We start from the raw sequence: 24,612 nt of genomic DNA on the forward strand, positions 1-24,612 counted from the left end.
ACTCAGTCGTCATGGTGTGATCCGAAATCCGGGATCAATACTCATCGCGTCTTCTCTGTACGTCACTGCGGTAGTTTTGATCCTGCTCATAATAGTGACCCAGACTTACTCGGTTCTTGAAGCAGCGGGCTGGGTTTCACCGGACTAGAACGACCGAACCGTTATCGTGATCAGCAGGTAAACAAAAAAGACCAAGAAACCGACGATACCCATCGAGCGGATCGGTTTCTCTTCAATCGGCAAGACGTATTGCAGTGCGTTGAGGATCGGGCCGGAGCGAACCAAAAGGCGGATTATCACAGTTCCAAGTGCTGCGGCCCAAAGCCAGAAGCTGGTGATGAAAGCTGTGAAAAGAACGGCAACACCCATGGGAGTTTGAAAATCCCAGTTCTTAAAAAGACCAAATAGAAAATTTGTAACTAAACTCGGTAGTTCTATTAGGCTCGGTGTATTCAGAGGATCAAGTAGAAGAATATGATAGATGAACCAAACCACCATCAAGGTGGTCGCAAAAACAATGATAATTGTGCACGCAAAGTCCACGATTACAGCCCAATATAGCGAAATTTTTCCATTCAAACTCTTTTGAAGTACGATTCTAGTGACGTACAAAGCTGGAAAGTCACCAAGGCCGTTGAAGGAGGCTCCTAAAAGCATCATCGGTATGACCGACCAATACTCATCTTGTTCAGGTAAAAGAGAACTGCGGACCTCGGGAACAAGGAGAGACATGAACACTAGCACGACGGCAAATGAAACAGTCGACAAAACAAACGATCGCCAGAAGCACTTCCAACTCCAATGCCTTTCCCCAAACACCTTTTCAAACATCGCTAAGACTGACTGAGCGACAGGGCTGTTTCCAGGTGGTGGTTTGAGCAGTATGAGCCAAGCGGCTAGATCGTCCCGAAACTCTTTCGAGATACAGTCGTCGCCTTTCCAGAATACGGCAAGAACAGCCAGAATGATGGCTGAACCGCCCAGAAGTTCGACAAGATCACCCCACGGCAAGACTAAATTCCTTTGTGTAAATGTGGTGCCATCTTACCTGGTAGCGGGGATTTTCCAATTTAGAAATCTGTTGGTTTTCCGTATTGACGGCTGAGTCTCACCTCTGGATCAAAGCGGACACCTACCATCCGCTTTGCAGCACCATGTCACACGATAGATGCTGCTCGTCATAGATGGCAGCCTGACGATCAAAGCGGACCCGAACGGAAAGTGACGGATCGCAGGACGTGCGGATCGGCCAGTGATTGACATTACCGGGGCATCACTTGGCCGAATTTCACAAGCGCAAACCGTGACTATTCCCTATGTCGAAAGTGGTGGTGAACTGACCGTAGAGGGGAATTGAGAAATGACCAAACCAGCAGCACACAGGTTTAATCGCAAACCGTACGCTTGGACCGTTGAGGTTAAAGGTATTGGCACCGTCCCGGTTTTCCACGACACCTGCTACACCGCGCCGAACTACTACCACGAGTCCAAGGCCGATGTGGCCCGTTTTAACGCTCGGATGGACGCGCTGGAGGCAACCAGCCGCATGATCCTGCAACGCGACACATCACCCACCGACATCACTTGTGCGGGGTATGTGGGCGGCAACAGCACGACCGCGGTGCGGGCAACCGTGTTCACCGTGGACAACGTACAGATCGACCGTGACGCATTGACCGTTGCGTTCAGAGTTACGGGGCTGGCGTGATGGTGCGGACACTGACACTGGCCACTTGCGCGGCCCTGATCGCTGCGGGCGAAGGCTGTGACGAATGATCATCATCTGTCTGATCGCGGTCCTGATTTGCCTGTGGCGTCGGGCGTGGGGTTGGCTGGTGTTCTGGGTGCTGATCTGGATTATCTTTACGTAAGGAAACTGACAACATGACCAAACTGACCGCTGCCATCGTACTGGCACTGACCGCTTCGACCGCGACCGCACAGGTCGCCATAGCTGCGGACGACAAGACGATCACGATCGCCAGTGCTGATGGTGTGAAGGTCGTGCGTTGGCTACAGGAACGCGACAATACGGTGGTGGAAATCATCGCAGCCGACGAAGACATCAACCTTCAGTGCATTGCGCTAGATGCTGCTGGAGAACCGCTGGCCGCTTCGACCACCATCGGTGCGTTGGGTAAGGCCCGGTTCGATGAACTGGACGCATCGACCGTTGCCGATGTGATCTGTCGTGAAGGATGACCAATGATTATCAAAATTGCTACATTGATCATTGTCGTTTTGGTCCTGTGGGCGATACTTCGGGTGATCTTTCGACCGAAGCGCTGAACTAAGATGCCGATCAGGACAGCACAGCACCCAAAACCGCGCCGATGATTACCGAAACAACAGCGACAGCGGCGGACCAGTAGGTGGTTCGCTTGGCGATCTGTTCGTTAAGTTCCGCTGCGCGTCGGTCCAATTCCATTTGTGATAACGTTGCCGCCTGCACAATTGCGCGTTCGTTGGGTGACAGTCTTGCCTGCGCAATCTCAAGACGCAGTTTGAAATCGGATTTTTCGGCAAGTTCCCGTTTGGCGTCCGCCTCACTCAATACAACAACGTCACCACGTTCACTGAAAATTTGATAGTCGCCAGATTTCATAAATTTTCCAATCTAGTGAATCACTTAAATTCCTCTTGTGCGGCAGCGGCCTCGTGTGACATCGCTGTTTCAATTCTGGCGGCATTCAGCCGAGAATATCGAAACGAATGCTTTGTCTGGTGCATTTGGACCGCTGCGCGAAACTACAATAGTTTTGAAGTCCTTCGTAACCGCCAACATGTAGTGGATCACCGCGTTGTTGCTGGGGTTTGTCCAAAAATTGATGCACGTGTAGGTGTGGTGAGTGTCGTTACAATGAAAGACAGAAGTGGTCTTCTCTTGGCTGCTAGGGTCTTCAATGTGCAAAAGTCCGCGGTCACCCAAAATGACTAACTCGTCCTTCTTGGTACCTTCCTGATAAAAGGTGCAATTGATCACGCCTTCTGCAACTGCAATTGAAAAACTTACTACAAATAAGAACGCGGAAATGAGTACAATTTTCATCGTTCGGTCTTCTCACATATTTTCAAATCGTCCCACCCTTCTTTGTTACGACAGTTTAAGCCGCATTCGTAATCACCAGAATTAGACCAGCCATTGCTTTGCATAGTGTTCTGAGCCGCCGCTCTGCATTCCTGCAACGATGCGAAGGTTCCGATTTCGATGTGTTGCAACAAGTTGCTTCGGTCGGGATATACAAACCCCTCCCATTTATCCTCTTCGAGACAGCCTGACAAAATCCCCGCAAGTGCGAGTAACTTTAAACCATCCGCACTACGCAAGTGCCTAAATTTCAAGTCCACAAATCAATCCCGCAAAATCATTCTTAAACTTTTGATAATTGCATCGTTATCCCATGTGATGCATTGCCTCAATCCTCGACCGAAGTTTGGCAGAAGTAGACAACGACCTAATGCTTGGTCCTAACATGTTGGGCGATGAGAAAAAGCACGGCTGGGCTGAAACTGGCCAAGCGAATCTTACGGGATGGATCGAAGCGCCGTGACTGACACCAGACTGACACGGCCCTTTTTGCCAACTACCAATTTTCCGCCAAGTGATTGATTTTAATGGCGGACCGAGGAGGATTCGAACCCCCGACCCCTTGATTCGTAGTCAAGTACTCTATCCAGCTGAGCTATCGGTCCGCGTTGGTGAGGCGGTATTTAGACCCGGGGCGGTGGACGTGCAAGTCGATTCTTCAAAAAACTTTCAAAAAGTCACGTCGCCGCGGGGAAGCCTTATTTCAAAGGTTGTTCCGCTTGCGCTGGTGTCTTTCAGAAGCAGATCTCCGCCATGGCCGCGCACCAGTTCCTGTGAAATCGCAAGGCCCAGACCCGAGCCTCCTTTGCGGACGCCGCCCTGAAAGGGTGTGAACAGATTCTCGCGCGCCTTTGGCGGCAGACCGGGGCCCGTGTCGCTGACTTCGATGCACCAGCTGGTCTCGAACTCGCATCCGGCGATGGTCACGCGGCCGGGTTGGCCTGATGCGACCAGGGCCTGTCTGGCATTGCGCACAAGGTTCATGATGACGCGGAACAACTGCTCGGGGTCGGCGCGTACGACCAGGTCCTCGGGGACTTCGTTGACGATTTCGACGTGGGCATCCGCAACGGCCAGTTGTTCGCTGGCCGCCACATCCGCCGCCACGTCTCGAACCCGGACCATTGTCAGGGTCGGCGCGGGCTCTTCAGCGCGGCCGAAGGCCAGGGTGCTTTCGCACAGTGAGACGGCCCGGGTGATCGAGTTGACCAGTTTCGGCGCCAGACGACCAACCAGCGGGTCATCGCTGGATTCGATCCTGTCGGTGAACAGCTGCGCCGAGGTCAGGATGTTGCGCAGATCATGGCTGACCTTGGCGACGGCTCCGCCAAGTTGCGCCAGACGCTCGCGCTGCTTCAGGGCCTGGGTCAGATCGGTCTGCAAGGTTTTCAGTGCCTCTTCCGCCTCGCGCAGTTCCGTGACTTTGGAGGCAGGTGCAATGATACCCCGCGCGTCCTCAGGCGCGCTGGCGTAGCGCTGCATGTAGCCGACAACGCTTTTGATCGGACGCACAAGGACGACGCGAACCGCCAGAAACAAAAGCGACGCCGTGATGATCGAGATTACAAAGGACAGGCCGAGAATCCGAAGGCCGTAATCCACCATCGCCATGCGCAAAGGCGCGCTGTCGATGGTCACCTCGATCAACAGCCCGGCCCCTTTGACCGGCTCTCCGATCACGCGAACGACTTCGTTTTCGACCGTGAAGATACGGTTCACCGCGTCGCGGATCAGAATCCAGGGGCCCGCATCGCGCAGATCATAGGTATTGGTGATCTGCTCGGGGATGGGCGAGGACAGCATCAACTGCCGCACCTCGTCACGCCGCAAAACCACGTTATAGACACCGGCATTGGCCAGCAGTTCGGCCTCAAGCTCATCGGCCAGCATGTCGTCGGCCAGCAACGCAAGCGAGGCGATCTGCGCACGCTCAAGCCTGTTCAGCAGAAAGTCTTCGCGAAAGCGCGCAATCGAGGGGACAAAGATCAGGATTTCGGCCAACATCACGAAGACCGTCGTCAGGATCAGGAAACGGCCCGAAAGCGAGTTCAATTGGCGCTCCTTCTTTAGGTCAGGGGATCCAGCGCTGGACGAACCTGACCACTCGTTTAACTGTCTGATTCTCAAACAGCCTCGGCGAGAAATAAGCACCCGCCACACGTTTGTTAAGCTCTCCTATCGTCGGATAGGGGGAAACCATCGCGGCGATCTGACCCATCTTAAGGTTATTGGCAAGCGCAAGAGACCACAAGTTGATCAGTTCCCCGGCTTGATGCCCCACGATCGTTGCACCGACAGGTCGGCCTTTTACGACCATAACCTTGATAAACCCTTTCGTCTTGCGCTCGGAAATGGCGCGGTCGTTGTGGTGATAATCGAACCGGGCGATTTCCACCTTGTCCCCATGCTGTTCGCGCGCCTGCGCTTCGGTCAGGCCAACCTGGGCCAGTTCCGGGTCGGTATAGGTTGCCCATGGGATATGCGCGGTCTTGGCCTTGGATGGCAGGCCAAACAGAGCGGATCGGATGATGATACCGGCATGATACCCGGCGACATGGGTGAATTGCAGCCCGCCAGCGACGTCGCCGATGGCATAGACCTTGCGGTTGCTGGTGCGCAGAGCGTCATCGACCCTGATACCCGTCCGGGTGCGGTCGATCCCCGCCGCCTCGAGGTTCAGGCGTTCAACGTTGGCCTTGCGTCCGGCGGCCATAAAAAGGTGGGTACCGGCAAAGACCTCTCCGGTTTCTGTGACAACCTCGACCGCGCCGTCTGCGCCCCTGATCTCGGCGACCATCGCCTGTTCGCGGATATCGACGCCTTCCGCCTTCAGGGTATCCAGCACGATTGCGGCGGCTTCGGGATCATCCTTGCCCAGCGCCTTCAGGCCCTCGATCACCGTAACTTTGCAGCCCAGCCGGATATGCGCCTGCGCCATTTCCATACCGATGGGGCCGCCGCCGATGATAAGCAGGTGATCGGGCTTTTCACGCAGATCAAAGATGGTCTCGTTGGTGTAGAACGGTACCGTCTCCAGACCCGGTATCGGAGGCACAAGCGGCGATGAGCCCGTCGCGATCACCACGCGGCGGGCGGTGATCACATTGTCCCCCGCCTGCACCTGCGTTGGCGACAGGAAGGTCCCAAACTCGCGAAAGACCTTCACGCCGAAACCTTCGAACCGGTCCTGACTGTCCATCGGTTCGATCTGTGCGATTACGTCGTGCACGTGGTCCTTGGCGGCACCATAGTCCACCTGTGGGACGACATCCGACACCCCAAAGGGTGATGCGTGGGCTTGCGCATAGGCGGCCTTGCCACTGGCAATCAGCGCTTTGGACGGGACGCAGCCGAAATTCAGGCAATCGCCACCCATCTTGTGACCTTCCAGCAGAATCACGTCGGCCCCCATCTGGGCGGCCCCCGCAGCCACGGACAGGCCACCTGACCCGGCACCGATCACCAGGATATCGGTCTTCAGTTCGGTCATGAGTCAGGCGTCCTTTTTGCCACGCAGGGCTTTGATCACAATCGGCAGAGCAGCCAGCACACACAGACCAATGATAGGCCCGATCACAAACGGCTCCCACAACAGGGACACGTCTGGGGTTTCACCCCGGTCGAACACCCCGCCCAGCCCGACGCCGATCCAAGTGTAGACAATGCCGCCCGGAATGATACCCAGCGCGGTTGTGATCAGGAAGTTGCGGAACTTCACGCCGACCAGCGCGGGCACCAGATTGGCGACAAAGAAGGGAACGACCGGAACCAGCCGCAACAGGAACAGGACCGAGATCTCATTCTCACGCAGCCCGTCTTTCAGCTTTTTGACCGTACCTTCCGAGGATTCCAGCCGCGCCGTCAGCGACTCGCCCAATCCCCAACGCGCAGCCAGGAAGATGGCAGATGCGCCAACGGTCGCTGCAAAAACGTTGAATACCGTGCCCGCGAACAGGCCGAACAGGAACCCGCCGGTCATGGATGCCACAGCCGCGCCGGGCAGCGAGAATGCAACGATCACGATGTAGATCGCCACAAAAGCGGCCGCCATTGCCCAGTAATTTGCATCGCGCCAGGCCAGCAGCGCCTCGCGATTGTCGCGCAGGGTCTCGAAGCTCAGGTAATCGCCAAGCGTAAAGAACCCGACCGCAGCAGCGGCAAGGATAACAAGCAAGGGGATATGACGCGCAATTCCGCTGCGCGGTGCCTGGGTCGTTTCGCTCATCTGGCCATCCGGCTTTGTCTGTTTCATTCCTGACCCAACATGCGCTGCCCGAAGGCCAAGCAACAGGGCCCTCACGCGGCCTTGAACTATGTGGCAGTGAATGTGAGGGTTTCGGGCGCAAAACCCGAAATTTGAAACCTTTTCCGGGGCCGGGATACAGAATTGTTGCAAAAGGCGTCAAAACCCCGGTCTTGGGGTTTGACTTACCCCCCGCTTAGCAGTAGAGGACGGGCTTCGAACACTAGGGCCAGGCGAATCCGCGCCGCACCCGACCGCTATAGATTGGAGACGGAGCGATGAAACGCACCTATCAGCCTTCGAACCTGGTTCGCAAACGCCGCCACGGTTTCCGCGCGCGCATGGCCACCAAGGCCGGCCGCAAAATCCTGAACGCACGCCGCGCACGCGGTCGCAAATCGCTGAGCGCATAAGCCGCTCACCGATCAGGTTGTGAACATGACGCCGCCGGAGGCCCCTGAGGATGGTAGAAACCACCCCCGGGAAACGCCCCCGGCGGCGTCCGTTTGCGCGCCTGTATCTCTGACGGTTCTCAAAACCCGATCGGATTTCCTGAAAGCGGCACGCGCGCGCCGACAGGGCACGTCGTCGATGATGGTGCAGGCCCGCAAGCGCGTGCCTGACGAAGCCTCGGGGCTGCGCGTTGGGTTCACCTGTTCCAAGAAAGTGGGCAACGCGGTCGCCCGCAACCGCGCCAAGCGACGCTTGCGCGAAGCGGCAAGAGCCGTTTTGCCACAACATGGACAGGACGGGTGGGATTACGTCCTGATCGGCCGCGCCAATGTCACGGCAGATCGCCCATTCGCGGCGCTGCTGGATGATCTGAGATACGCGCTGCGCAAGATACATGCGCCGCGCAAGTGACCTTTCTGTCCCATATCATTGCGCTGCCAATCCGGGCATACCGGCTGATCTTCAGCCCATGGGTCGGATTCAACTGCCGCTATCAACCGACCTGCTCGGCCTATGCGCTGGAAGCGCTTGAAAAGCATGGCCCGATCAAAGGCATATTGCTCGCCGCACGTCGCATTGGCCGGTGCCACCCCTGGGGCGGCGATGGCTATGACCCGGTGCCCGAAAAGACCACCAAACCGTCCGACTAGAACAGCGCCAGATTGCCCCGGTCAGTGAACTTTCGGGTCGGAATGACTTCGCGATCCAGTTTGCCCGTCAGTGTGTGGTGCAGGTCTTCGTAGAACCGCGACGAATCGAAGTACCAGCTATGGGTGGCCGATGGGCCGTCCGGATAGTCATCGCGATTGTCTTTGAAATATGCGCCGCAATACAGGTTCACGGCCTTTTCCGGATGATCGTCCGGCATGCCGACACGCCCCAGCCTGCGCGACACGCCGACCCGTTTGACCTCGGACACTGACAGCACCTCATCAAACGGGCTGTAATAGCATGTCAGCCGTGTGCAGTGGCGCATCAGGGACGAGGTTTTGGAACTGCCATCCCGGAACGACTTTGCCGACACATCCGCCGCGACGAAAGCGATCTGGCTGGTCATCCAGCTGTGCTGTGCGATTTCGTGGTCATCATCGGCAAAATCCATCGCCTCGCGCACCAGAAACGTCCCCATGGAATGGGCAAGCACATGAATGTTGTATCGGCAATCCGGCGTCTGCATGCGCGACAGACGTCTGATCCCATGGGTAAACAGCTTGTCTGCCGAACGCCGCGCGTCGGCCCGGTCCGAACTGTAGCCCAGCACCGATCCGTCACTGGGCCAGTCAAAGCTGACAAGCGCGCCTTTGAAGCCATGTGCCTCCAGCCCCTTGCGGATTTTCCGGTGCCGCTCCAGCATCTCGAACTGTTCGGTGTTGAAGCCGTGCACAAAGATGACGATGTTGCCCTTCTCATCATCCGTCGCACCGGCTTCGTCCTGAACTTTTCCGACCCATTGCGACACCGGAACTTCGTGTTTTCGGGCCGGTGTCTTCACGTTCGACGGAATCGCCAGATACCGCGCCGTGCCCAGTTTGTTCGAATAGTGATCTCCGCTGCGCCCGCGGACCGAGAAAAAATAGTCCATTACTAGCTCCAACTCCAAATCCCGCGAAGATAGCATAATCGGGGTGGTTTCCCAAACCGGCGAACGCGCAACACCTTGCCCGGACCAACGGTCCGCTGTAACCACGGCCCATGTTTGATGATGCAGACGATATCCACCCGCTCTTCGCCGGCGCGCCCTCGACCACCGAGTTCAAGAAGCTGCGCAAGCGCATCGTGCGCCAGACGCGCGAAGCGATCGAGCAGTATGGCATGGTGGACCCGACCGCCCATGACAAGGACGGCAAGCCGCCCCGCTGGCTGGTCTGCCTGTCGGGCGGCAAGGACAGCTATACCCTTCTGGCGGTTCTGTATGAGCTGAAATGGCGCGGCCTGTTGCCCGTGGATCTGCTGGCCTGCAATCTGGATCAGGGCCAACCCGGCTTTCCCGCAACCGTCCTGCCCGAGTTTCTGGAGCGTATGGGCGTGCCCCATCGGATCGAGTATCAGGACACTTATTCCGTCGTCATGGACAAGGTCCCGCAAGGCCGCACCTATTGCGCGCTATGCTCGCGCCTGCGCCGCGGCAACCTGTACCGCATTGCCCGCGAAGAGGGATGCTCGGCCGTGGTGCTTGGCCATCATCGCGACGACATTCTTGAGACTTTCTTCATGAACCTGTTCCACGGCGGGCGTCTGGCGACCATGCCGCCGAAACTGGTGAATGAAGAAGGCGACCTGTTCGTCTATCGCCCCCTCGCCCATGTGGCCGAGGCGGATTGCGAGAAATTCGCCAACGCCATGCGTTACCCGATCATCCCCTGCGATCTGTGCGGCAGTCAGGACGGGTTGCAACGCCAGCAGGTCAAACAGATTCTCGACCAATGGGAAAAGAACAGCCCCGGTCGCCGTCAGGTGATGTTCCGCGCCCTGACCAATGCCCGCCCCTCGCATCTTTTGGACCCGAAACTGTTCGATTTCGCCAATCTTGCGCTGAAACCGGACGAAAAAGCCGAAAATTCGGATGAAATTCCTCGGCTGCGTTAACGACTGACTCAGACTGATTTCCTACGGTTGGCCCGTGCGATCACTGCCAGGGGCCAAAAGACCGATGCGGAACCGACCTTCACTTGACCGTCTGGCGCGTAGCCTGACGTCCCTTCTGAATAGCTCTTCCGCTTTGGCATTTGTCCCCGCGCTCAGCCTTGGTGCGTTCTGGATCGGGGGAGAGCGTGCTTTGGTTGCGACGGCACTTGGCCTTCCGCTGCTGATCGCCGGGGCCAGCACGCTTGAGGCGAAAGCCGGGCGCGGGCAACACTCGGGCGGTCTGCTGACCAATGATCGGTTCGACATTGAACTGAGCGGGATATTTGATCGCTCAAGGCACAGCGGCGACGTGTCGGCCTGCCTTGCCATCGCGCTGGATGACCACACGCAGATCCTTGATCTGCACGGGCAGGCAGCGGCCAATCATATCATGGAACAGATCTGCGTGCGCGTCCTGTCGATGATCCGTGGCCAGGATATTGCAACACGTCTGGGCGACAACAGGATCCTGATCGCCCTGCGCCCGTCGCAACATTTGGACCTTGAGGCCTGTATCCAGATGTCAGGGCGCATTCAATCCGCCGTCGAAGACCCTGTCATGCTGAATGGCACAGGGATCTATGCGTCCTGTTCTATCGGATTCTGCCTGAGTTCACGAGAGGCGGACGGTGAAGCCGAAAACTGGAAAGAGGCCGCGATCAGCGCCTTGATCGAGGCGCAGCAAAACGGCCCCTCAACGATTCGCGCCTTTTCCTCGGATACCCGTCGCCGGTCGCGCATTCGCACCAACCTACGGAAAGAGTTCGACGCAGCCCTGAATGGCGGCAAAATCCGTCCATGGTTCCAGCCGCAGGTTTCGACCGATACAGGCCGCGTCACGGGGTTTGAGGCTTTGGCCCGGTGGGAACATCCCCAAAAAGGCGTGCTGGGGCCGCATGTGTTCCTGCCCTTTGCCGAACAGGCCGAATTGATGGAACGCTTTGGTCAGGCCATCCGCCACCACGCCTTTCAGGCCATGCGCGATTGGGACCAGGCCGGGGTCATCGTGCCCCGGATCGGCATCAACTTTTCATCTGACGAGTTGCGCGACCCCGGTTTGATTGACCGCCTCAAATGGGAACTGGATCAGTTTGACCTGACACCGGACCGTCTTGCCGTCGAGGTTCTGGAAACCGTGTTTTCCCGCCGACCGGACGATGTGATCACCCGCAATGTCACCGGCCTTGCGGCGCTGGGATGCTGCATTGATCTGGATGATTTCGGCACCGGCCACGCCTCGATTGCGTCAATCAAACGGTTCCACGTGTCCCGGATCAAGATCGATCGATCCTTTGTCGCGAAATCCGATCAGGACCCAAGCCAACAGCAACTGGCCAGCGCGATCCTGACCATGGCCGAACGGCTGAAAGTGGAAACTCTGGCCGAGGGCGTCGAGACACCGGGTGAACATGCCCTGATGGCACAACTGGGCTGCGATCACGTTCAAGGGTTCGGGATCGGAAAGCCCATGCCGTTTGAAAAAACGCTGGACTGGATTGCCGCACATGGCAACAAGGTCAACGGTGTTCCGAAGATTGGGCGCCAAACGGGGTCATAAGGCGAACTTTAGGCCGATCAGACCCCTGCCGTGACGAAATAACAACCGATTCCGCTTGACCTTTGGGCCTGCACTCTGTTGAACCCTGCGGGTGTCTTTCACTGCTCAAGGTGGCTGTCCCAGATGGACGATCAGAACAAGAATCTCATCCTCGCAACCGCGCTCAGCTTTCTCGTGATCCTGGTCTGGTTCGTGCTGTTCCCCCCGCCGGAACCCACACCTGCCACCGATCAGACCGAGATCGCCGCCACCCAAGAGTCCGAGATTCAGACACCCAGCGCAACAGCGACCGGTGCTGTGGGCGAAGCGACCGCCGCCACCGAAGAGACACTGCCCGAAGAACAGGCCCCGCGGGTCGCGATTGACACCCCGCGCCTGAAAGGCAGCCTTTCGCTGTCGGGCGGACGCATCGATGAGCTGTTCCTGAAAGACTACAAGGTTTCCATCGAAGACGGCGCGCCCATTGTCGAGTTGCTGGCCCCGGTGGGATCAGACTCGGCTTATTACGCGCTGTATGGCTGGGCTCCGGGCTCGGGCGTGACCGGCACGGATGTCCCCGGCCCCAACACCCTCTGGACGCTTGAGCAGGGCGCAACATTGGGCGTGGACACTCCGATCACGCTGGCTTGGGACAATGGCAACGGCCTGACCTTCCGCCGCACCGTCTCGGTCGATGAAAATTACATGTTCTCGGTGACCCAATCGGTTGAAAACACCACCGCAGCCGAGGTCAGCATGGCCCCCTATGGCATTCTGGCGCGGCACGGCATTGGCGAAGATGGCGACCTTCCCGGCCTCAAGAACTTCTTCATCCTGCACGAAGGCGTCATGGTCATGGCCGACGGCGTTTTGGATGAAATCGACTATGGCGATGTACGGGACTTTGACATCGACCCCAACGAGCGCGCGCAGGCCGAGGTGTTTCAGGTCAAGGAAGGCGGTTGGGTCGGGTTTACCGATCACTATTGGATGACGACGCTGATCCCTGCGGAAGGCGCAACGTTCAAGGCAGCCGCCAAATACGACGCCCGCCGCAAGATCTACCAAACCGAAACCGTGCTTCCGACCCTGACCGTCGCGCCTGGCGCGACCGAGCAGGTGACGACGCAGCTGTTTGCCGGTGCCAAGGAATGGGACACCATTCGCGAATATCAGGCGGAAGGCGTGCAGAAGTTCATCGACAGCATCGATTGGGGCTGGTTCTACTTCCTGACCAAGCCGATCTTCTGGCTGCTGCACAACATCAATGTGCTGATCGGCAATATGGGTTGGTCGATCATCGGTCTGACCCTGATCATCAAAGCGATCCTGTTCCCGCTTGCGTTCAAATCCTACGTCTCGATGGCGAAGATGAAGGAATTGCAGCCGCAGATGGAGGCCCTGAAAGAGGCCGCTGGCGACGACCGTCAGAAGATGCAGCAGGGCATGATGGAACTGTACAAAAAGGAAAAGGTAAACCCGGCTGCGGGCTGTCTGCCGATCCTGATGCAGATCCCGATCTTCTTCTCGCTGTATAAAGTGATCTTTGTCACCATCGAACTGCGTCAGGCCCCATGGTTCGGCCCGTTCCGGGACCTGAGCGCACCGGACCCGACCTCGATCTTCAACTTCTTCGGCTTGCTGCCCTGGGCGGGACCTGCACCCGAAAGCCTCATGGCGCTGATCTTCATCGGTATCCTGCCGCTGCTGTTGGGTATCTCGATGTGGCTGCAGCAAAAGCTGAACCCGGCCCCAACCGATCCGACGCAGGCGATGATCTTCGCGTGGATGCCATGGGTCTTCATGTTCATGCTGGGCGGGTTTGCCAGCGGGCTGGTGGTCTACTGGATTGCGAACAACACAATCACCTTCACCCAGCAATACCTGATCATGCGCAGTCAGGGCTACAAACCTGACGTGTTCGGCAACATCAAGTCCGGCTTCAAGCGGACGCCTAAGACGGACGGAAAATGATCGGGACAGTCTCAGCCCTTTGGCGGCACCCGATCAAAAGCCATGGGCGTGAAGCCCTGGATCAGGTCACAGTAATCCCCGGGCAGACCATGCCCGGGGATCGCGTTTGGGCCGTCGCGCACGAGGCGGCGAAGACCGATGGCACCGAATGGGCGCCTTGCGCCAATTTCAGCCGTGGTTCAAAGGCGCCCAAGCTGATGGCGATCTCGGCCCGGATGGAAGGGGACCGCGTCACCTTGCATCACCCCGAACGCCCGGATCTGAGCTTCGCGCCCGACACGCAGCAGGATGTGTTTCTGGATTGGGTCAAACCGCTGATGCCTGCGGATCGCGCAGCCTCCGCCCGAATTGTCCGGGTGCCGGGGCGTGGCATGACCGACAGCGATTACCCCTCGATCAGCTTGTGCAACATGGCCTCGCACCGCGCGATCGAACAGAAACTGGGCCGGGAATTGTCACCGAAGCGCTGGCGCGGCAATATCTGGTTCGAGGGCCTGCCCCTATGGGAAGAATTCGACTGGCTGGGTCGCGACGTGCAAATCGGTCAGGCCGTTTTCCACATTCGCGAACGCATCACCCGCTGTCTGGCGACAACTGCCAATCCCGAAACGGGTGAGCGGGACGCAGATACCCTGGGCGCGCTCAACAGTTGGGATCATCAGGATTTCGGCGTCTATGCCGAGGTCATTCAGGGCGGCGAGATCCGCCTTGACGATAAGGTTAACCTGCTATGACATCGCTGCCCTTCCCGCTTGCCGAAGACCCGGACGAGTTCGCGCAAGAGCGTGGGCGCAAGCTGTTCGCCGGGCCTTCGGAATTTGTCAAAGGGGTCGTTGCCATGAACGGCCTGCCCGCCCCCGACCGGCTTGAGGTCTGTTTTGCCGGGCGTTCCAACGTGGGCAAGTCCAGCCTGATCAACGCGTTGACCGGCACCAAGGGTCTGGCGCGCGCGTCGAACACGCCGGGCCGCACGCAGGAAATCAACTTTTTCACCCAAGGCCCGGAACTGTATCTGGTGGACCTGCCCGGCTATGGCTACGCCAACGCGCCGGTCAAGGTGGTGGAGAAATGGCAACGGCTGCTCAAGCAATATCTAAGCGGCCGACAGACCCTGCGCCGCGCCTTTGTGCTGATCGATTCGCGCCATGGGGTGAAGCCCGTCGACGCCGAGATCATGAAGCTGCTGGACACCAGCGCCGTGACCTTTCAATGCGTCATGACCAAGGCCGACAAGGTCAAAGCGAATGATCGCCAGAAGGTTCTGGATCAAGTGCGCGCTGCGCTGTCCAAACACCCTGCGGCCTTCCCTGAAATCGTGCTGACTTCGTCCGAGAAAGGCGACGGAATTCCCACCCTGCGCTCGATCATTGCGCATCTGGAATAGCTTGGCCCTTGGCAGCGCCGTGCAAACCTCCTAACACGGAACGCCAGAGGGACTTAGCCATGAAGACACGTGACATGAACCGGGATTGGATCGCCACCGCCGCCACCTTGAACAGTGCCCTGCCCTATCTGCAGCGCTATGACGGGGCCATCGTCGTCATCAAGCTGGGCGGTCACGCCATGGGCAGTGACGAAGCGATGGAAAGCTTTGCCCGCGACGTGGTTCTGATGCGGCAGGTGGGTGTGAACCCGGTGATCGTGCATGGCGGCGGACCGATGATCAACGCGATGTTGGGTCAGTTGGACATCCAGTCCGAATTCGTGAACGGCAAGCGCGTCACTGACAAACCCACTGTTGAGGTGGTCGAGATGGTGCTGTCCGGCCTTGTGAACAAACGCATCGTGCAGGCGATCAACGGTCAGGGTGGCAGTGCCGTGGGGCTCTCCGGAAAGGATGCCAACCTGATTGTCTGCGATCAGGCCGATCCGTCGCTTGGGTTTGTCGGATCGCCGTCCGAGATGAACCCGAAAATTCTGCACGATCTGTTCTCACATGATGTGATTCCGGTGATTGCACCTCTGGGTGCGGGCAAGAATGGCGAAACCTTTAACATCAACGGCGACACCGCAGCCGGGGCGATTGCATCGGCGTTGAAAGCGGATCGCCTGCTGCTGCTCACCGATGTATCCGGTGTGAAAAACGCAGGTGGTGAGGTTGTGACCGAGTTGAAAGCCGGTCAAATCCGCGAGATGACGATGGACGGCACCATTGCGGGCGGCATGATCCCCAAGACCGAAACGGCGCTGGACGCGCTGCACAGCGGCGTGCGGGCCGTGGTCATTCTGGACGGGCGCGCACCCAATGCGGTCCTGCTGGAGCTGTTCACCGAGCACGGCGCGGGTTCGCTGATCCGGCCCGACTGATCCAATCTGCGGAGGAGAGATGACCGGATATCCCCCACCCTCCTCTTACATGGCCGCAATCAGCTTTGGCTGGGTGGGGCGCGTTGCGCATCAATCGGGTCTGATCGTCATGGGTGCGACCCATCCACGGGTCAGCGGCGCCAAAGGGCTGGACGGGGGGACTCTGGTCTTACTCGGGGCGGGTTCGGCTTTTTGGCCGGTTTTAAAAGCGTCTCCCGAATGGAAGGGTCCTGATCCGGTGGACCGTTGGTCCAGGCGTGTCATCGGCGGGATGGCACAGTCACTGGGCGCAGAGGCCCATTTCCCATTCGGCGGACCGCCTTACGCCCCATTCATCGACTGGGCGCTGAAATCCGGACGCACCTTCAGCAGCCCGGTTGGCGCATTGGTTCATGACACGGTCGGCATGATGATCTCGTACCGTGGCGCGCTGCATTTTGCGCAGGAATTCGACATCCCCGAGGTCAACGCCGCCTCGCCCTGCCTTGCCTGCCCAGCCCCCTGCACGACGGCCTGCCCGGTCGGGGCGCTGAATGCCGAAGCCTTTTACAGCGTCGATGCCTGCCATGACCATCTGAATTCGCCCGAGGGGCAAAGCTGCATGACCGGCGGATGCCTTGCCCGGCTGGCCTGCCCACTTAGCAGCGGCGCGGGCCGCGACCCGGAACAGTCCGCCCACCATATGAAAGCGTTCCACCCGTCATGACCCGCACTCTGATCCTGACCCGCCACGCAAAATCCAGTTGGGATTATCCAGCGCTTGACGATCACGACCGCCCACTGAACAAGCGCGGGCGCAAGTCGGCCCCGGCGATTGCCGGATGGCTGCGCGAAAACGGGTGGCTGCCGGATGAGGTCATCAGCTCCACCTCAGCCCGGACCCGCGAGACATGGGACAGGATGGGCCTGCAGGCCGCCACGGTCGGCTTTACCCGGACCCTTTATCATGCCGGGCCAGACGAGATGCTGGCCGCTCTGTCAGGCGCAACAGGGGAAACGGTGCTGATGCTGGGGCACAATCCGGGCATCGCGGGTTTCGCACAGCACATCGTGCGGCAAGGCCCAGATCACGCCAGATTCTACGATTACCCCACCTGTGCGACAGCGGTTATCCGGTTCGACATCACAAACTGGGCAGATGTAACATGGCGCAGCGGGGCGGTATTGGGATTCACCATTCCGCGTGAGTTGCTGGAATAAAAAAGGCGAGGCCAAAGCCCCGCCTTTTTTCGGATTTCAACCGGTTCAGTGCCCCAGAATCTGGCTGAGGAACAGCTTGGTCCGCTCGCTCTGCGGATTGTTGAAGAACTCTTCCGGTTCGTTCTGTTCCACGATCTGACCGGCATCCATAAAGATCACGCGGTTGGCGACCTGCCGGGCAAAGCCCATCTCATGCGTCACACACAGCATGGTCATGCCTTCCTCGGCCAGTTCGATCATGGTGTCGAGCACCTCTTTGATCATCTCGGGGTCCAGCGCCGAGGTCGGTTCATCGAACAACATGATCCGCGGCATCATGCACAGGCTTCGCGCAATCGCCACGCGCTGCTGCTGACCACCGGACAGCATACCGGGATACTTGTCGGCCTGTTCCGGGATCTTCACCTTTTCCAGGAAATGCATCGCACGCTCTTCGGCCTCTTTCTTGGGCGTCTTGCGCACCCAGATCGGGGCCAGCGTGCAGTTTTCCAGAATGGTCAGGTGTGGGAACAGGTTGAAGTGCTGGAACACCATGCCAACCTCGGACCGGATCTTGTCGATGTTTTTCAGGTCATTCGACAGCTCGATCCCGTCCACCACGATCTTGCCCTGCTGGTGTTCTTCCAGCGCGTTCAGGCAGCGGATCAGGGTGGACTTACCTGACCCCGACGGCCCCGCGATCACGATCCGCTCGCCCTGATTGACGGTCAGATTGATGTCGCGCAGCACGTGGAAGGATCCGTACCACTTGTTCATGTTGTTGATTTCGATGGCGACCTCGTCGCTCACCTGCATTTTCGAGCGGTCGATTTCGCGTTCTACTGCAAGTTCAGACATGTGTTGAACTCCTTAACGATGATCCGTGGCAAGGCGACGCTCGAGCCACTGGGAATATTGAGAGATGCCGTAACAGACGACGAAGAACAGAAGCGCGGCAAAGCCCAGAAGCTCCCAATAGACGCCGTTCCATTCGGTTGACGCCAGGATGGGACCCCGGATCATGCCCACCAGATCGAACATCGAAATGACCGAAACCAGTGTGGTGTCCTTGAACAGGCCCACGGCCACGTTCACGATCCCGGGGATCGAGATCTTCAGAGCCTGCGGCAGGATGATCAGCCGCATCGCCTGCGGGTAATCAAGGCCCAAGCTGTCTGCTGCCTCGTACTGTCCACGCGGAAGCGCGGCCAGACCGCCGCGGATCACCTCGGCGATATAGGCGGCCGAGAACATGGTGATCATGATCACAACGCGCAGGAACAGGTCGACCGTGCTGTCAGGCGGGAAGAAATAGGCCAGCATCACCGAAGCCACGAACAGCAGCGTGATCAAAGGCACGCCACGGATGAATTCGATGAAGATAACGCAGACCCACTTGATCAGCGGCATGTTGGACTGACGGCCCAGCGCCAGGGCAATGCCCAGCGGCACCGACAGCGACACACAGGTCACGCCCAGCATCATGTTCAGCATGAAGCCACCCAGGTCACGGCTGGGAACAGCCGAAAGCCAGGCGTTTTCTGACGCACCTTCCGGGATCAGCGCCCCGCCGACATTCCATATGATCAGCGCTACGACAATCGCGCCGAAGAACCCGGCGGCAAAGCTGTTTTTGCCCAGTTTCTGGAAAACGGCACCTGCTGCCACACAGCCCACCAGCGCGACCAGTGGCGCAAGGATCGTACCCCCCCAGATCAGCCAGAAGGCGATGAACGGGTACAGGCCGGTAAAGATCAGCAGCTTGCGGGGCAGATCGAAGAACAGCACCGGCGCAAACGCCACCAGCATCAGCACAAAGGCCAGATTCGGGCGCCAGTAAGCTTCAGCCGGGTATTTGAACCCATAGATCAGCTGCGGCCAGCGTTCCGTCAGAACCGCGAAACAGGCCCCGGTCTTGCCCGCCAGAATCTCGCGGCATTCCGCCAGTGAGTTTGCGTTCCAGACCCCGTTGAGCATCCATGGCAGAATGTTCTTCAGCAACAGATAGATCAGGACCAGCGACAGCAGTGTCAGGATGGTGTTTGTGACGCCCGAAAACAGGTTCTCGCGCAGCCATTTGATGGCACCCGTCTGGTTTGCGGGCGGTGGCGAGGGCGGGATTGTCCCGTCAGCCACAAAGGCGATCGGATTTGTTGATTGATCGGCCATGGCTCAGCGCTCCTTCAACTTGACGGATGCGTTGTAGATGTTCATCACCATCGAGATCGTCAGCGACGCCGTCAGGTAGAACAGCATCAGCAGCAGAACACATTCGATCGCGCGACCGGTCTGGTTCAGGGTGATACCACCCAAGGTCGCGGTGATATCTGCATATCCCACCGCAATGGCCAGCGACGAGTTCTTGGTGATGTTGAGGTACTGCGAAATCAGCGGCGGGATGATCACCCGCAACGCCTGAGGCAGAACCACCAGGTTCATGATCCGACCCGGACGCAGGCCAAGGGCCGCAGCAGCCTCGGTCTGACCTTTAGAGATCGCCTGAATACCCGCCCGCACGTTTTCAGCGATAAAGGCACCGGTGTAGATCGACAGCGCGAACCACAGGGCGATCAGCGGGCCACCGACCTTGATACCACCGCTGAAGTTGAAACCCTTCAACTCGGGGATGTCCCAGGTCAGGCCCATGAGAACCATCAGAACGACAAGCGGACCCAGCCAGATGGCCAGTTTGATCATGAACGTCTGGGGGCGCTCGCCAGTCTGTTCTTGTTTCAGCGTGGCGCGTTTTTCGACTTCGTGCGCAGCGAACCACGAACCCACCAGACCGGCGATTACCAGCAGCCAGTTCAGAATTGTCGCGCCAAACAGCCCGTTGGTGAATTCGGGCCGCGGGATATAGACACCCCGGTTGGTGAATGCGAACGCATCAAACAGCATGGTCGAAGACGGGTCTTCGCCCCGGAACGCCCTTGGCCCCGGCAGCACGGCCGTCATGATCGTAAAGATGATGATGATCCAGATCAGAACCGGGATGTTCCGGAAGATCTCGACATAAACCGCCATCAGTTTCGACACGAGCCAGTTGTTGGACAGTCGCAGAACCCCCGCGATCACTCCAAATATGGTGGCCGTGATACAGGCCAGAACAGCAACCAGAAGCGTATTGAGAATACCAACAATCGCCGCGCGTCCGTGCGAGGATTGGCTGTCATATTCTATCAGTCGCTGGTTGATGTCATACCCGGCTGAGTCGCCAAGAAAGGTATAAGAAATATTGAGCCCTGCGGCTCGAAGATTCTGGATCAGGTTATTGCCAAGATACCAGATGGATAGCGCAATAACGATGGCCGCAATCACCTGAAAGGTCAGCGATCTGTAGCGGGTATCGTTTATGAGCATAGACAACCGAAAATCAGCTTTCGGTGGGTCAGTCATAGTCGACATGTTTTGGGATCCCCGTAGCTTGTGGACTGTTTTTACCCCGGCGAGGTTGTCCCCGCTCCGTTCCTGTCCACAGCAGTTATAGTAGAAGAGGGCGCAGGTTGCCCTGCGCCCTCTCCCGTTGATGACTTAGCGGAACGGCGGCGAGTACAGCAGGCCGCCTTCGGTCCACTGAGCGTTAAGGCCGCGTGCCAGACCGATCGGAGTTTCTTCACCGATGTTTTTGGCAAACACTTCGCCGTAGTTACCACCGGCTTTGATCGCCTTAGCAGCCCAGTCAGCGTCCAGACCCAGCATTTCGCCCAGGGTACCTTCGGTGCCCAGCAGACGGTTCACTTCCGGGTTGTCAGTGCCGCTCGACAGTTCGTCGATATTGGCCGAGGTCACCCCCAGTTCTTCAGCCGAGATTAGCGCGTTCAGGGTCCAGCGGACAACATCGCCCCACTCGTGATCGCCGTGACGGACCAACGGGCCCAGCGGCTCTTTCGAGATGATTTCGGGCAGCAGGACGTGATCACCGGGATTTTCGAACGTAGCACGTGTCGCGGCCAGGCCCGAAGCGTCGGTGGTGTAAACGTCACATGCGCCAGCCAGATACTGCTGCTGCGCTTCTGCGTTGGTTTCGATCGGAACCGGCTCGTAGCTGATGTTGTTGGCACGGAAGAAATCGGCCAGGTTCAGCTCGGTGGTGGTGCCAGTTTGGATGCAGACAGTTGCGCCGTCCAGTTCCTTGGCCGAGCTGACGCCCAGTGCCTTTGGAACCATAAAGCCCTGACCGTCATAGTAGTTCACACCGGTGAATTCGAACTTCAGGTCAACGTCACGGCTGAAGGTCCAGGTGGTGTTCCGGGCCAGCATGTCGATTTCGCCAGACGCCAGCGCGGTAAAGCGAGTCTTGCCGGTGGTCGGAACGAATTCAACAGCGTTCGCATCGCCTAGAACAGCAGCAGCTACAGCACGGCATAGCGAAACGTCAAAGCCCTGCCATTCACCATTCGCGTCGGGTGCCGCAAAGCCAACCAGACCGGTGGTCACACCACAGTTCAGAGTCCCACGCGCCTTGACGTCGTCAATGGTACCCGCCACTGCTGCGCTTGCGGCCAGACCGGCAACTGTTGCCGCGCCCAAGATTACGGATTTTTTCATTTTTACCTCTTCCTGATTTTCCGCCCTTTGAAAGGCGGCTCTGTCCGGCAAGTGGATGCCGGTAAGGTTACCCCAAAGGTGTCTCCCCTTTAGTGGGCATGAGTTTGGGCGCAATCATAAACAAACGTCAAGGGCCGGATCAGTGAAAACGATGGATCTGGCCCGCTGGTTCATGCACTTACGCCCAAAAATCAGGTTGTGACGGATCAAACTGACAGGTCGAAGAACCTCTTGGCGTGCAGAAAGGCGGCTTTCTTTACCTCACTGGCTGCATGGGCCTCGTCGTCGTGGCCCCATTGCTCGATTTGCCAGTCCTCATCCAGACGCGAAATGCGCCATATCTCGTCCGGATTGCGCCAGTTCATGGCCGCAGCAAAGCCCAGGACCAAGGACCCGGACAGGCTGACCAGATCGTGGAACGCCGCCAGCTGGAACGCATCCATGTCATGCACGCGGGCGCGCAGATGCTGCAACGCCTCTGGCGATTGCGGCTTGTGCAGGACACCCGCGACGGGGATCAACCGGGCTGACAAATGTTCAGCGGCCCAGTCCAGCGCCGGGTCCCATTCCGTGGCCTGACGCATCTGCAGCTCTTGCGGGTGCGTGGCGCGGTAGCACAGCAGATCAGAGTCGCCGTAATCCGCCAGCATATCCGCCACTTCGCCGTGCTGAATGCACACCTTGTCGATGGCGGCATTGGCCGAGCGGGTGAAGGGCATGGTGGCAGGGTCCACCTCTTTTTCCTGTGCCTCCCATTCGGCAGCCACGGCCTGAGCCATCGCATGTGTCGGCAGGATCAACGCCGCTTTGGCCGGGGTCTTGACCCGGCGACCATCCAATTCGACCGTGTGGCCACCCTCGGCCTCGACCACGGTGCTGTTTGTCCAGAAGCGTTTCGGTTTCCAATCGCTCATGTCTCAGGTCCAAATCGTGTCCAGCGCGCGGGGCAACTGGTCGAAGGTTTCGATCATACAGGTGGCAGAGGTCAGCGCTGATGAATCGTGATAACCCCAGGACACACCGATCCCGGCAACTCCGGCAGCGGCGGCCATGTCCATGTCATAGCTGGTATCCCCGATCATCACCGCGTTCGCCGCCTCGACCCCGGTTTCCGCCAACGCGGTCTGCACCATCGAAGGATGCGGTTTTGACGGGTGATGATCGGCCACCTGCCGGGTCACAAAGTAACGCTCCAGCCCATGCGCCTCGATCAACGCGCCCAGACCGCGCTGAGATTTGCCGGTTGCGACACCCAAAAGGATTTCGGGCACCGCATACAGGGCTTCAATCGCCGCGCGCGCACCAGGATACAGCGGCGAACTGGCGGCACCCAGGTCCAGCCGGTGGGCGTGGAAGGCTTGCTTGTAGCCCTCGACCAATTGCGCCTGCACCGCGTCGGACTGATCCGGCGCCAGCCGCGCAATGGCCTGTGGCAGGGACAGGCCGACGATCGACAGAATCGCCTCTCGGGGCGGGACAACAACCGAAGCCGCCTGAAAACTGGCGGTCATGCAATGGACGATGCTGCCCTGACTGTCGACCAGAGTGCCATCGACATCGAACAGAACCAGCCGCAGGGGTGCGCTCATTGCAGCTCCTCAAACGGGTCGTCGGCGGCAAGGTCTTCGGTCCAGCCGAACGTGTCCCAACTGTGCTTCATATGCTCAGGCAGGGGCGCTTCGATGGTGATCGGTTTGCGCGTCATCGGGTGCTGAAAAGACGCACGCCGCGCGTGCAGGTGCAGCTTCTTGCTGATGATCCCACCCAATTGCGCGCCCCAGCCATCGCCGAGGTTTTCCTGACCCGATCCGCCGTATTTCCCATCCCCGATGATCGGATGCCCAATCGCGGCCATATGGGCGCGCAGTTGGTGGGTCCGGCCAGTGATCGGCTCCATTGCCACCCAGGCGGCGCGCCCCGCCACACGGTAGAGCGTTGCGTAATGCGTATGGGCGCGTTTTGCACCCGGCGTGCTGTCGATGTCGCCCATATGCACCGGGATCATCTTCTCGCCCTCGCCCTGCTTGCCATGGCCTGCGGCCTTGACCAGACCGGTCTTGATCTCTCCCAGATAAGGCGTGGGCACACCTGCGACCAAGGCCCAATAGATCTTGCGCGTGTCGCGGTGCCGGAAGGCGGCGGTCAGCCCTTTGGCGGCCTCGCGCGTCCGCGCCAGCAGCAGAACACCGGATGTGTCCTTGTCCAGACGATGCACCAGACGCGGGTTTTCGTCATAGCCAAAGCGCAACGCTTCGGACAGGCTGTCCACATGACGTGTCTGGCCGCTGCCGCCCTGCACCGGCAGGCCATGCGGCTTGTTCAGTGCCAGAACATGATCGTCGCGGTAAATCACGCAGGACTGGATCATCTTCGCATCCGCGTCGGACACGCTCCGCTTGACCTCGGCTGGTTTGTGATCCGCGTCGGGTAAGGGTGGCACGCGCACGACCTGCCCCACCTCTAACCGGGTCGAGGCTTTGGCCCGGCTGCCATCCACGCGCAACTCGCCCTTGCGGCACATCTTTTCGATGCGCCCCTGGCTGACATGCGGGAACAGGCGGCGCAGCCAGCGGTCTACCCGTTGATCTCCGTCGCCGTCTGCGACCGTAATCATCTGTACGCCACTCATGCCATTGCCCCTTGCGCGGCGCGGCTGAC

The 24,612-nt window shown here is 58.7% G+C and carries 27 protein-coding genes and 1 tRNA gene; 13 read left to right on the top strand and 15 right to left on the bottom strand.

The window, feature by feature from the left end; genetic code table 11:
• Positions 1–144: 144 nt before the first annotated feature.
• Positions 145–1,011 (bottom strand): hypothetical protein, encoded by an 867-nt coding sequence (locus tag ACR0E6_RS10545; RefSeq protein WP_480583039.1) that lies wholly within the window; start codon positions 1,009–1,011, stop codon positions 145–147.
• 349 nt (positions 1,012–1,360) lie between these two features.
• On the opposite strand from ACR0E6_RS10545, the gene ACR0E6_RS10550 reads away from it, so the two are divergent.
• Complete coding sequence (locus ACR0E6_RS10550) at positions 1,361–1,708, top strand: hypothetical protein (protein ID WP_480583042.1); 348 nt, start codon at positions 1,361–1,363, stop codon at positions 1,706–1,708.
• A 176-nt stretch (positions 1,709–1,884) separates the two neighbouring features.
• Positions 1,885–2,202, top strand: a complete 318-nt coding sequence (locus tag ACR0E6_RS10555) for a hypothetical protein (protein WP_480583045.1) — start codon at positions 1,885–1,887, stop codon at positions 2,200–2,202.
• A 100-nt stretch (positions 2,203–2,302) separates the two neighbouring features.
• Here ACR0E6_RS10555 and ACR0E6_RS10560 read toward each other — a convergent pair whose 3' ends face one another.
• The 6 genes from ACR0E6_RS10560 to ACR0E6_RS10585 form a co-directional block, all read right to left on the bottom strand.
• A complete protein-coding gene (locus tag ACR0E6_RS10560; protein WP_480583048.1) occupies positions 2,303–2,605 on the bottom strand; it encodes a hypothetical protein in 303 nt (100 codons plus the stop codon).
• 69 nt (positions 2,606–2,674) lie between these two features.
• On the bottom strand, positions 2,675–3,049 hold the full coding sequence (locus tag ACR0E6_RS10565; protein WP_480583051.1) for a VOC family protein: 375 nt from the start codon (positions 3,047–3,049) through the stop codon (positions 2,675–2,677).
• A gap of 567 nt (positions 3,050–3,616) precedes the next feature.
• Positions 3,617–3,693: transfer RNA gene (locus ACR0E6_RS10570), tRNA-Arg, on the bottom strand.
• Positions 3,694–3,757: 64 nt separating this feature from the next.
• Positions 3,758–5,140 (bottom strand): ATP-binding protein, encoded by a 1,383-nt coding sequence (locus ACR0E6_RS10575; RefSeq protein WP_480583054.1) that lies wholly within the window; start codon positions 5,138–5,140, stop codon positions 3,758–3,760.
• Positions 5,141–5,159: 19 nt separating this feature from the next.
• Positions 5,160–6,578, bottom strand: a complete 1,419-nt coding sequence (locus ACR0E6_RS10580; RefSeq protein ID WP_480583057.1) for a dihydrolipoyl dehydrogenase family protein — start codon at positions 6,576–6,578, stop codon at positions 5,160–5,162.
• 3 nt (positions 6,579–6,581) lie between these two features.
• Entirely contained in the window at positions 6,582–7,313 is a 732-nt protein-coding gene (locus ACR0E6_RS10585; protein ID WP_480583060.1) for a TVP38/TMEM64 family protein, read from the bottom strand.
• A gap of 296 nt (positions 7,314–7,609) precedes the next feature.
• On the opposite strand from ACR0E6_RS10585, the gene rpmH reads away from it, so the two are divergent.
• The 3 genes from rpmH to yidD are packed head-to-tail and all read left to right on the top strand — an operon-like array spanning position 7,610 to position 8,434.
• Positions 7,610–7,744: a 50S ribosomal protein L34 gene (rpmH, locus tag ACR0E6_RS10590; RefSeq protein WP_005980833.1), complete on the top strand. Its 135-nt coding sequence runs from the start codon at positions 7,610–7,612 to the stop codon at positions 7,742–7,744.
• A gap of 25 nt (positions 7,745–7,769) precedes the next feature.
• Positions 7,770–8,195: a ribonuclease P protein component gene (gene rnpA, locus ACR0E6_RS10595; RefSeq protein WP_480583063.1), complete on the top strand. Its 426-nt coding sequence runs from the start codon at positions 7,770–7,772 to the stop codon at positions 8,193–8,195.
• Positions 8,192–8,434: a membrane protein insertion efficiency factor YidD gene (yidD, locus tag ACR0E6_RS10600; protein WP_480583068.1), complete on the top strand. Its 243-nt coding sequence runs from the start codon at positions 8,192–8,194 to the stop codon at positions 8,432–8,434. Before rnpA ends, yidD begins: the two co-directional genes overlap by 4 nt.
• Here yidD and ACR0E6_RS10605 read toward each other — a convergent pair.
• Complete coding sequence (locus ACR0E6_RS10605; RefSeq protein WP_480583070.1) at positions 8,431–9,366, bottom strand: alpha/beta hydrolase; 936 nt, start codon at positions 9,364–9,366, stop codon at positions 8,431–8,433. The genes yidD and ACR0E6_RS10605 overlap by 4 nt on opposite strands.
• Positions 9,367–9,476: 110 nt before the next feature.
• On the opposite strand from ACR0E6_RS10605, the gene ttcA reads away from it, so the two are divergent.
• From ttcA to ACR0E6_RS10645, 8 genes are all read left to right on the top strand, one after another.
• Positions 9,477–10,370 carry a tRNA 2-thiocytidine(32) synthetase TtcA gene (gene ttcA / locus ACR0E6_RS10610; RefSeq protein ID WP_170634811.1) on the top strand — a complete coding sequence of 298 codons (894 nt, stop codon included), beginning with the start codon at positions 9,477–9,479 and terminating at the stop codon, positions 10,368–10,370.
• Between the two features lie 64 nt (positions 10,371–10,434).
• The gene (locus ACR0E6_RS10615; protein ID WP_480583073.1) at positions 10,435–11,967 is read left to right on the top strand and encodes a putative bifunctional diguanylate cyclase/phosphodiesterase; all 1,533 of its coding nucleotides are present in this window, start codon (positions 10,435–10,437) and stop codon (positions 11,965–11,967) included.
• A 123-nt stretch (positions 11,968–12,090) separates the two neighbouring features.
• Positions 12,091–13,920, top strand: a complete 1,830-nt coding sequence (gene yidC / locus ACR0E6_RS10620; RefSeq protein WP_480583076.1) for a membrane protein insertase YidC — start codon at positions 12,091–12,093, stop codon at positions 13,918–13,920.
• Positions 13,917–14,654, top strand: a complete 738-nt coding sequence (locus ACR0E6_RS10625; RefSeq protein WP_480583079.1) for an MOSC domain-containing protein — start codon at positions 13,917–13,919, stop codon at positions 14,652–14,654. The genes yidC and ACR0E6_RS10625 overlap by 4 nt, the downstream gene beginning before the upstream one ends.
• On the top strand, positions 14,651–15,304 hold the full coding sequence (gene yihA, locus ACR0E6_RS10630; RefSeq protein WP_170456095.1) for a ribosome biogenesis GTP-binding protein YihA/YsxC: 654 nt from the start codon (positions 14,651–14,653) through the stop codon (positions 15,302–15,304). Before ACR0E6_RS10625 ends, yihA begins: the two co-directional genes overlap by 4 nt.
• Positions 15,305–15,363: 59 nt before the next feature.
• Positions 15,364–16,227: an acetylglutamate kinase gene (argB, locus tag ACR0E6_RS10635; RefSeq protein ID WP_170456097.1), complete on the top strand. Its 864-nt coding sequence runs from the start codon at positions 15,364–15,366 to the stop codon at positions 16,225–16,227.
• Between the two features lie 19 nt (positions 16,228–16,246).
• Positions 16,247–16,933, top strand: a complete 687-nt coding sequence (locus tag ACR0E6_RS10640) for a ferredoxin (protein WP_480583082.1) — start codon at positions 16,247–16,249, stop codon at positions 16,931–16,933.
• Positions 16,930–17,427 carry a SixA phosphatase family protein gene (locus ACR0E6_RS10645; protein WP_480583085.1) on the top strand — a complete coding sequence of 166 codons (498 nt, stop codon included), beginning with the start codon at positions 16,930–16,932 and terminating at the stop codon, positions 17,425–17,427. Before ACR0E6_RS10640 ends, ACR0E6_RS10645 begins: the two co-directional genes overlap by 4 nt.
• Before the next feature lie 45 nt (positions 17,428–17,472).
• Here the strand turns inward: ACR0E6_RS10645 and ACR0E6_RS10650 are convergent, their stop codons facing one another.
• The 7 genes from ACR0E6_RS10650 to ACR0E6_RS10680 all read right to left on the bottom strand — a co-directional run bounded on the left by ACR0E6_RS10650 (position 17,473) and on the right by ACR0E6_RS10680 (position 24,583).
• Positions 17,473–18,264, bottom strand: a complete 792-nt coding sequence (locus tag ACR0E6_RS10650) for an amino acid ABC transporter ATP-binding protein (protein WP_480583087.1) — start codon at positions 18,262–18,264, stop codon at positions 17,473–17,475.
• A gap of 12 nt (positions 18,265–18,276) precedes the next feature.
• Positions 18,277–19,575 carry an amino acid ABC transporter permease gene (locus ACR0E6_RS10655; protein ID WP_170456101.1) on the bottom strand — a complete coding sequence of 433 codons (1,299 nt, stop codon included), beginning with the start codon at positions 19,573–19,575 and terminating at the stop codon, positions 18,277–18,279.
• A gap of 3 nt (positions 19,576–19,578) precedes the next feature.
• Positions 19,579–20,811, bottom strand: a complete 1,233-nt coding sequence (locus tag ACR0E6_RS10660; RefSeq protein WP_170456103.1) for an ABC transporter permease subunit — start codon at positions 20,809–20,811, stop codon at positions 19,579–19,581.
• A gap of 126 nt (positions 20,812–20,937) precedes the next feature.
• Positions 20,938–21,954 carry an amino acid ABC transporter substrate-binding protein gene (locus ACR0E6_RS10665; RefSeq protein WP_170456105.1) on the bottom strand — a complete coding sequence of 339 codons (1,017 nt, stop codon included), beginning with the start codon at positions 21,952–21,954 and terminating at the stop codon, positions 20,938–20,940.
• Positions 21,955–22,160: 206 nt separating this feature from the next.
• Entirely contained in the window at positions 22,161–22,868 is a 708-nt protein-coding gene (locus ACR0E6_RS10670; protein ID WP_480583090.1) for an ATP12 family chaperone protein, read from the bottom strand.
• A gap of 3 nt (positions 22,869–22,871) precedes the next feature.
• Positions 22,872–23,543, bottom strand: a complete 672-nt coding sequence (locus ACR0E6_RS10675) for an HAD-IA family hydrolase (protein WP_480583093.1) — start codon at positions 23,541–23,543, stop codon at positions 22,872–22,874.
• A complete protein-coding gene (locus ACR0E6_RS10680; protein ID WP_170624830.1) occupies positions 23,540–24,583 on the bottom strand; it encodes an RluA family pseudouridine synthase in 1,044 nt (347 codons plus the stop codon). The genes ACR0E6_RS10675 and ACR0E6_RS10680 overlap by 4 nt, the downstream gene beginning before the upstream one ends.
• Positions 24,584–24,612: the final 29 nt, after the last annotated feature.

The sequence above is a fragment of the Ruegeria sp. AP12 genome, assembly GCF_056540025.1.

Coding starts and splice junctions, on each gene's coding strand:
- ACR0E6_RS10555 (WP_480583045.1), top strand. CDS start 1,885: ATGACCAAACTGACCGCTGCCATCGTACTGGCACTGACCGCTTCGACC.
- argB (WP_170456097.1), top strand. CDS start 15,364: ATGAAGACACGTGACATGAACCGGGATTGGATCGCCACCGCCGCCACC.
- ACR0E6_RS10670 (WP_480583090.1), bottom strand. CDS start 22,868: ATGAGCGATTGGAAACCGAAACGCTTCTGGACAAACAGCACCGTGGTC.
- ACR0E6_RS10565 (WP_480583051.1), bottom strand. CDS start 3,049: ATGAAAATTGTACTCATTTCCGCGTTCTTATTTGTAGTAAGTTTTTCA.
- ACR0E6_RS10680 (WP_170624830.1), bottom strand. CDS start 24,583: ATGAGTGGCGTACAGATGATTACGGTCGCAGACGGCGACGGAGATCAA.
- rnpA (WP_480583063.1), top strand. CDS start 7,770: ATGACGCCGCCGGAGGCCCCTGAGGATGGTAGAAACCACCCCCGGGAA.
- ACR0E6_RS10645 (WP_480583085.1), top strand. CDS start 16,930: ATGACCCGCACTCTGATCCTGACCCGCCACGCAAAATCCAGTTGGGAT.
- ACR0E6_RS10675 (WP_480583093.1), bottom strand. CDS start 23,543: ATGAGCGCACCCCTGCGGCTGGTTCTGTTCGATGTCGATGGCACTCTG.
- yihA (WP_170456095.1), top strand. CDS start 14,651: ATGACATCGCTGCCCTTCCCGCTTGCCGAAGACCCGGACGAGTTCGCG.
- ACR0E6_RS10660 (WP_170456103.1), bottom strand. CDS start 20,811: ATGTCGACTATGACTGACCCACCGAAAGCTGATTTTCGGTTGTCTATG.
- ACR0E6_RS10550 (WP_480583042.1), top strand. CDS start 1,361: ATGACCAAACCAGCAGCACACAGGTTTAATCGCAAACCGTACGCTTGG.
- rpmH (WP_005980833.1), top strand. CDS start 7,610: ATGAAACGCACCTATCAGCCTTCGAACCTGGTTCGCAAACGCCGCCAC.
- ACR0E6_RS10605 (WP_480583070.1), bottom strand. CDS start 9,366: ATGGACTATTTTTTCTCGGTCCGCGGGCGCAGCGGAGATCACTATTCG.
- ACR0E6_RS10625 (WP_480583079.1), top strand. CDS start 13,917: ATGATCGGGACAGTCTCAGCCCTTTGGCGGCACCCGATCAAAAGCCAT.
- ttcA (WP_170634811.1), top strand. CDS start 9,477: ATGTTTGATGATGCAGACGATATCCACCCGCTCTTCGCCGGCGCGCCC.
- ACR0E6_RS10655 (WP_170456101.1), bottom strand. CDS start 19,575: ATGGCCGATCAATCAACAAATCCGATCGCCTTTGTGGCTGACGGGACA.
- yidC (WP_480583076.1), top strand. CDS start 12,091: ATGGACGATCAGAACAAGAATCTCATCCTCGCAACCGCGCTCAGCTTT.
- ACR0E6_RS10580 (WP_480583057.1), bottom strand. CDS start 6,578: ATGACCGAACTGAAGACCGATATCCTGGTGATCGGTGCCGGGTCAGGT.
- ACR0E6_RS10585 (WP_480583060.1), bottom strand. CDS start 7,313: ATGAGCGAAACGACCCAGGCACCGCGCAGCGGAATTGCGCGTCATATC.
- ACR0E6_RS10665 (WP_170456105.1), bottom strand. CDS start 21,954: ATGAAAAAATCCGTAATCTTGGGCGCGGCAACAGTTGCCGGTCTGGCC.
- ACR0E6_RS10560 (WP_480583048.1), bottom strand. CDS start 2,605: ATGAAATCTGGCGACTATCAAATTTTCAGTGAACGTGGTGACGTTGTT.
- ACR0E6_RS10640 (WP_480583082.1), top strand. CDS start 16,247: ATGACCGGATATCCCCCACCCTCCTCTTACATGGCCGCAATCAGCTTT.
- ACR0E6_RS10650 (WP_480583087.1), bottom strand. CDS start 18,264: ATGTCTGAACTTGCAGTAGAACGCGAAATCGACCGCTCGAAAATGCAG.
- ACR0E6_RS10615 (WP_480583073.1), top strand. CDS start 10,435: ATGCGGAACCGACCTTCACTTGACCGTCTGGCGCGTAGCCTGACGTCC.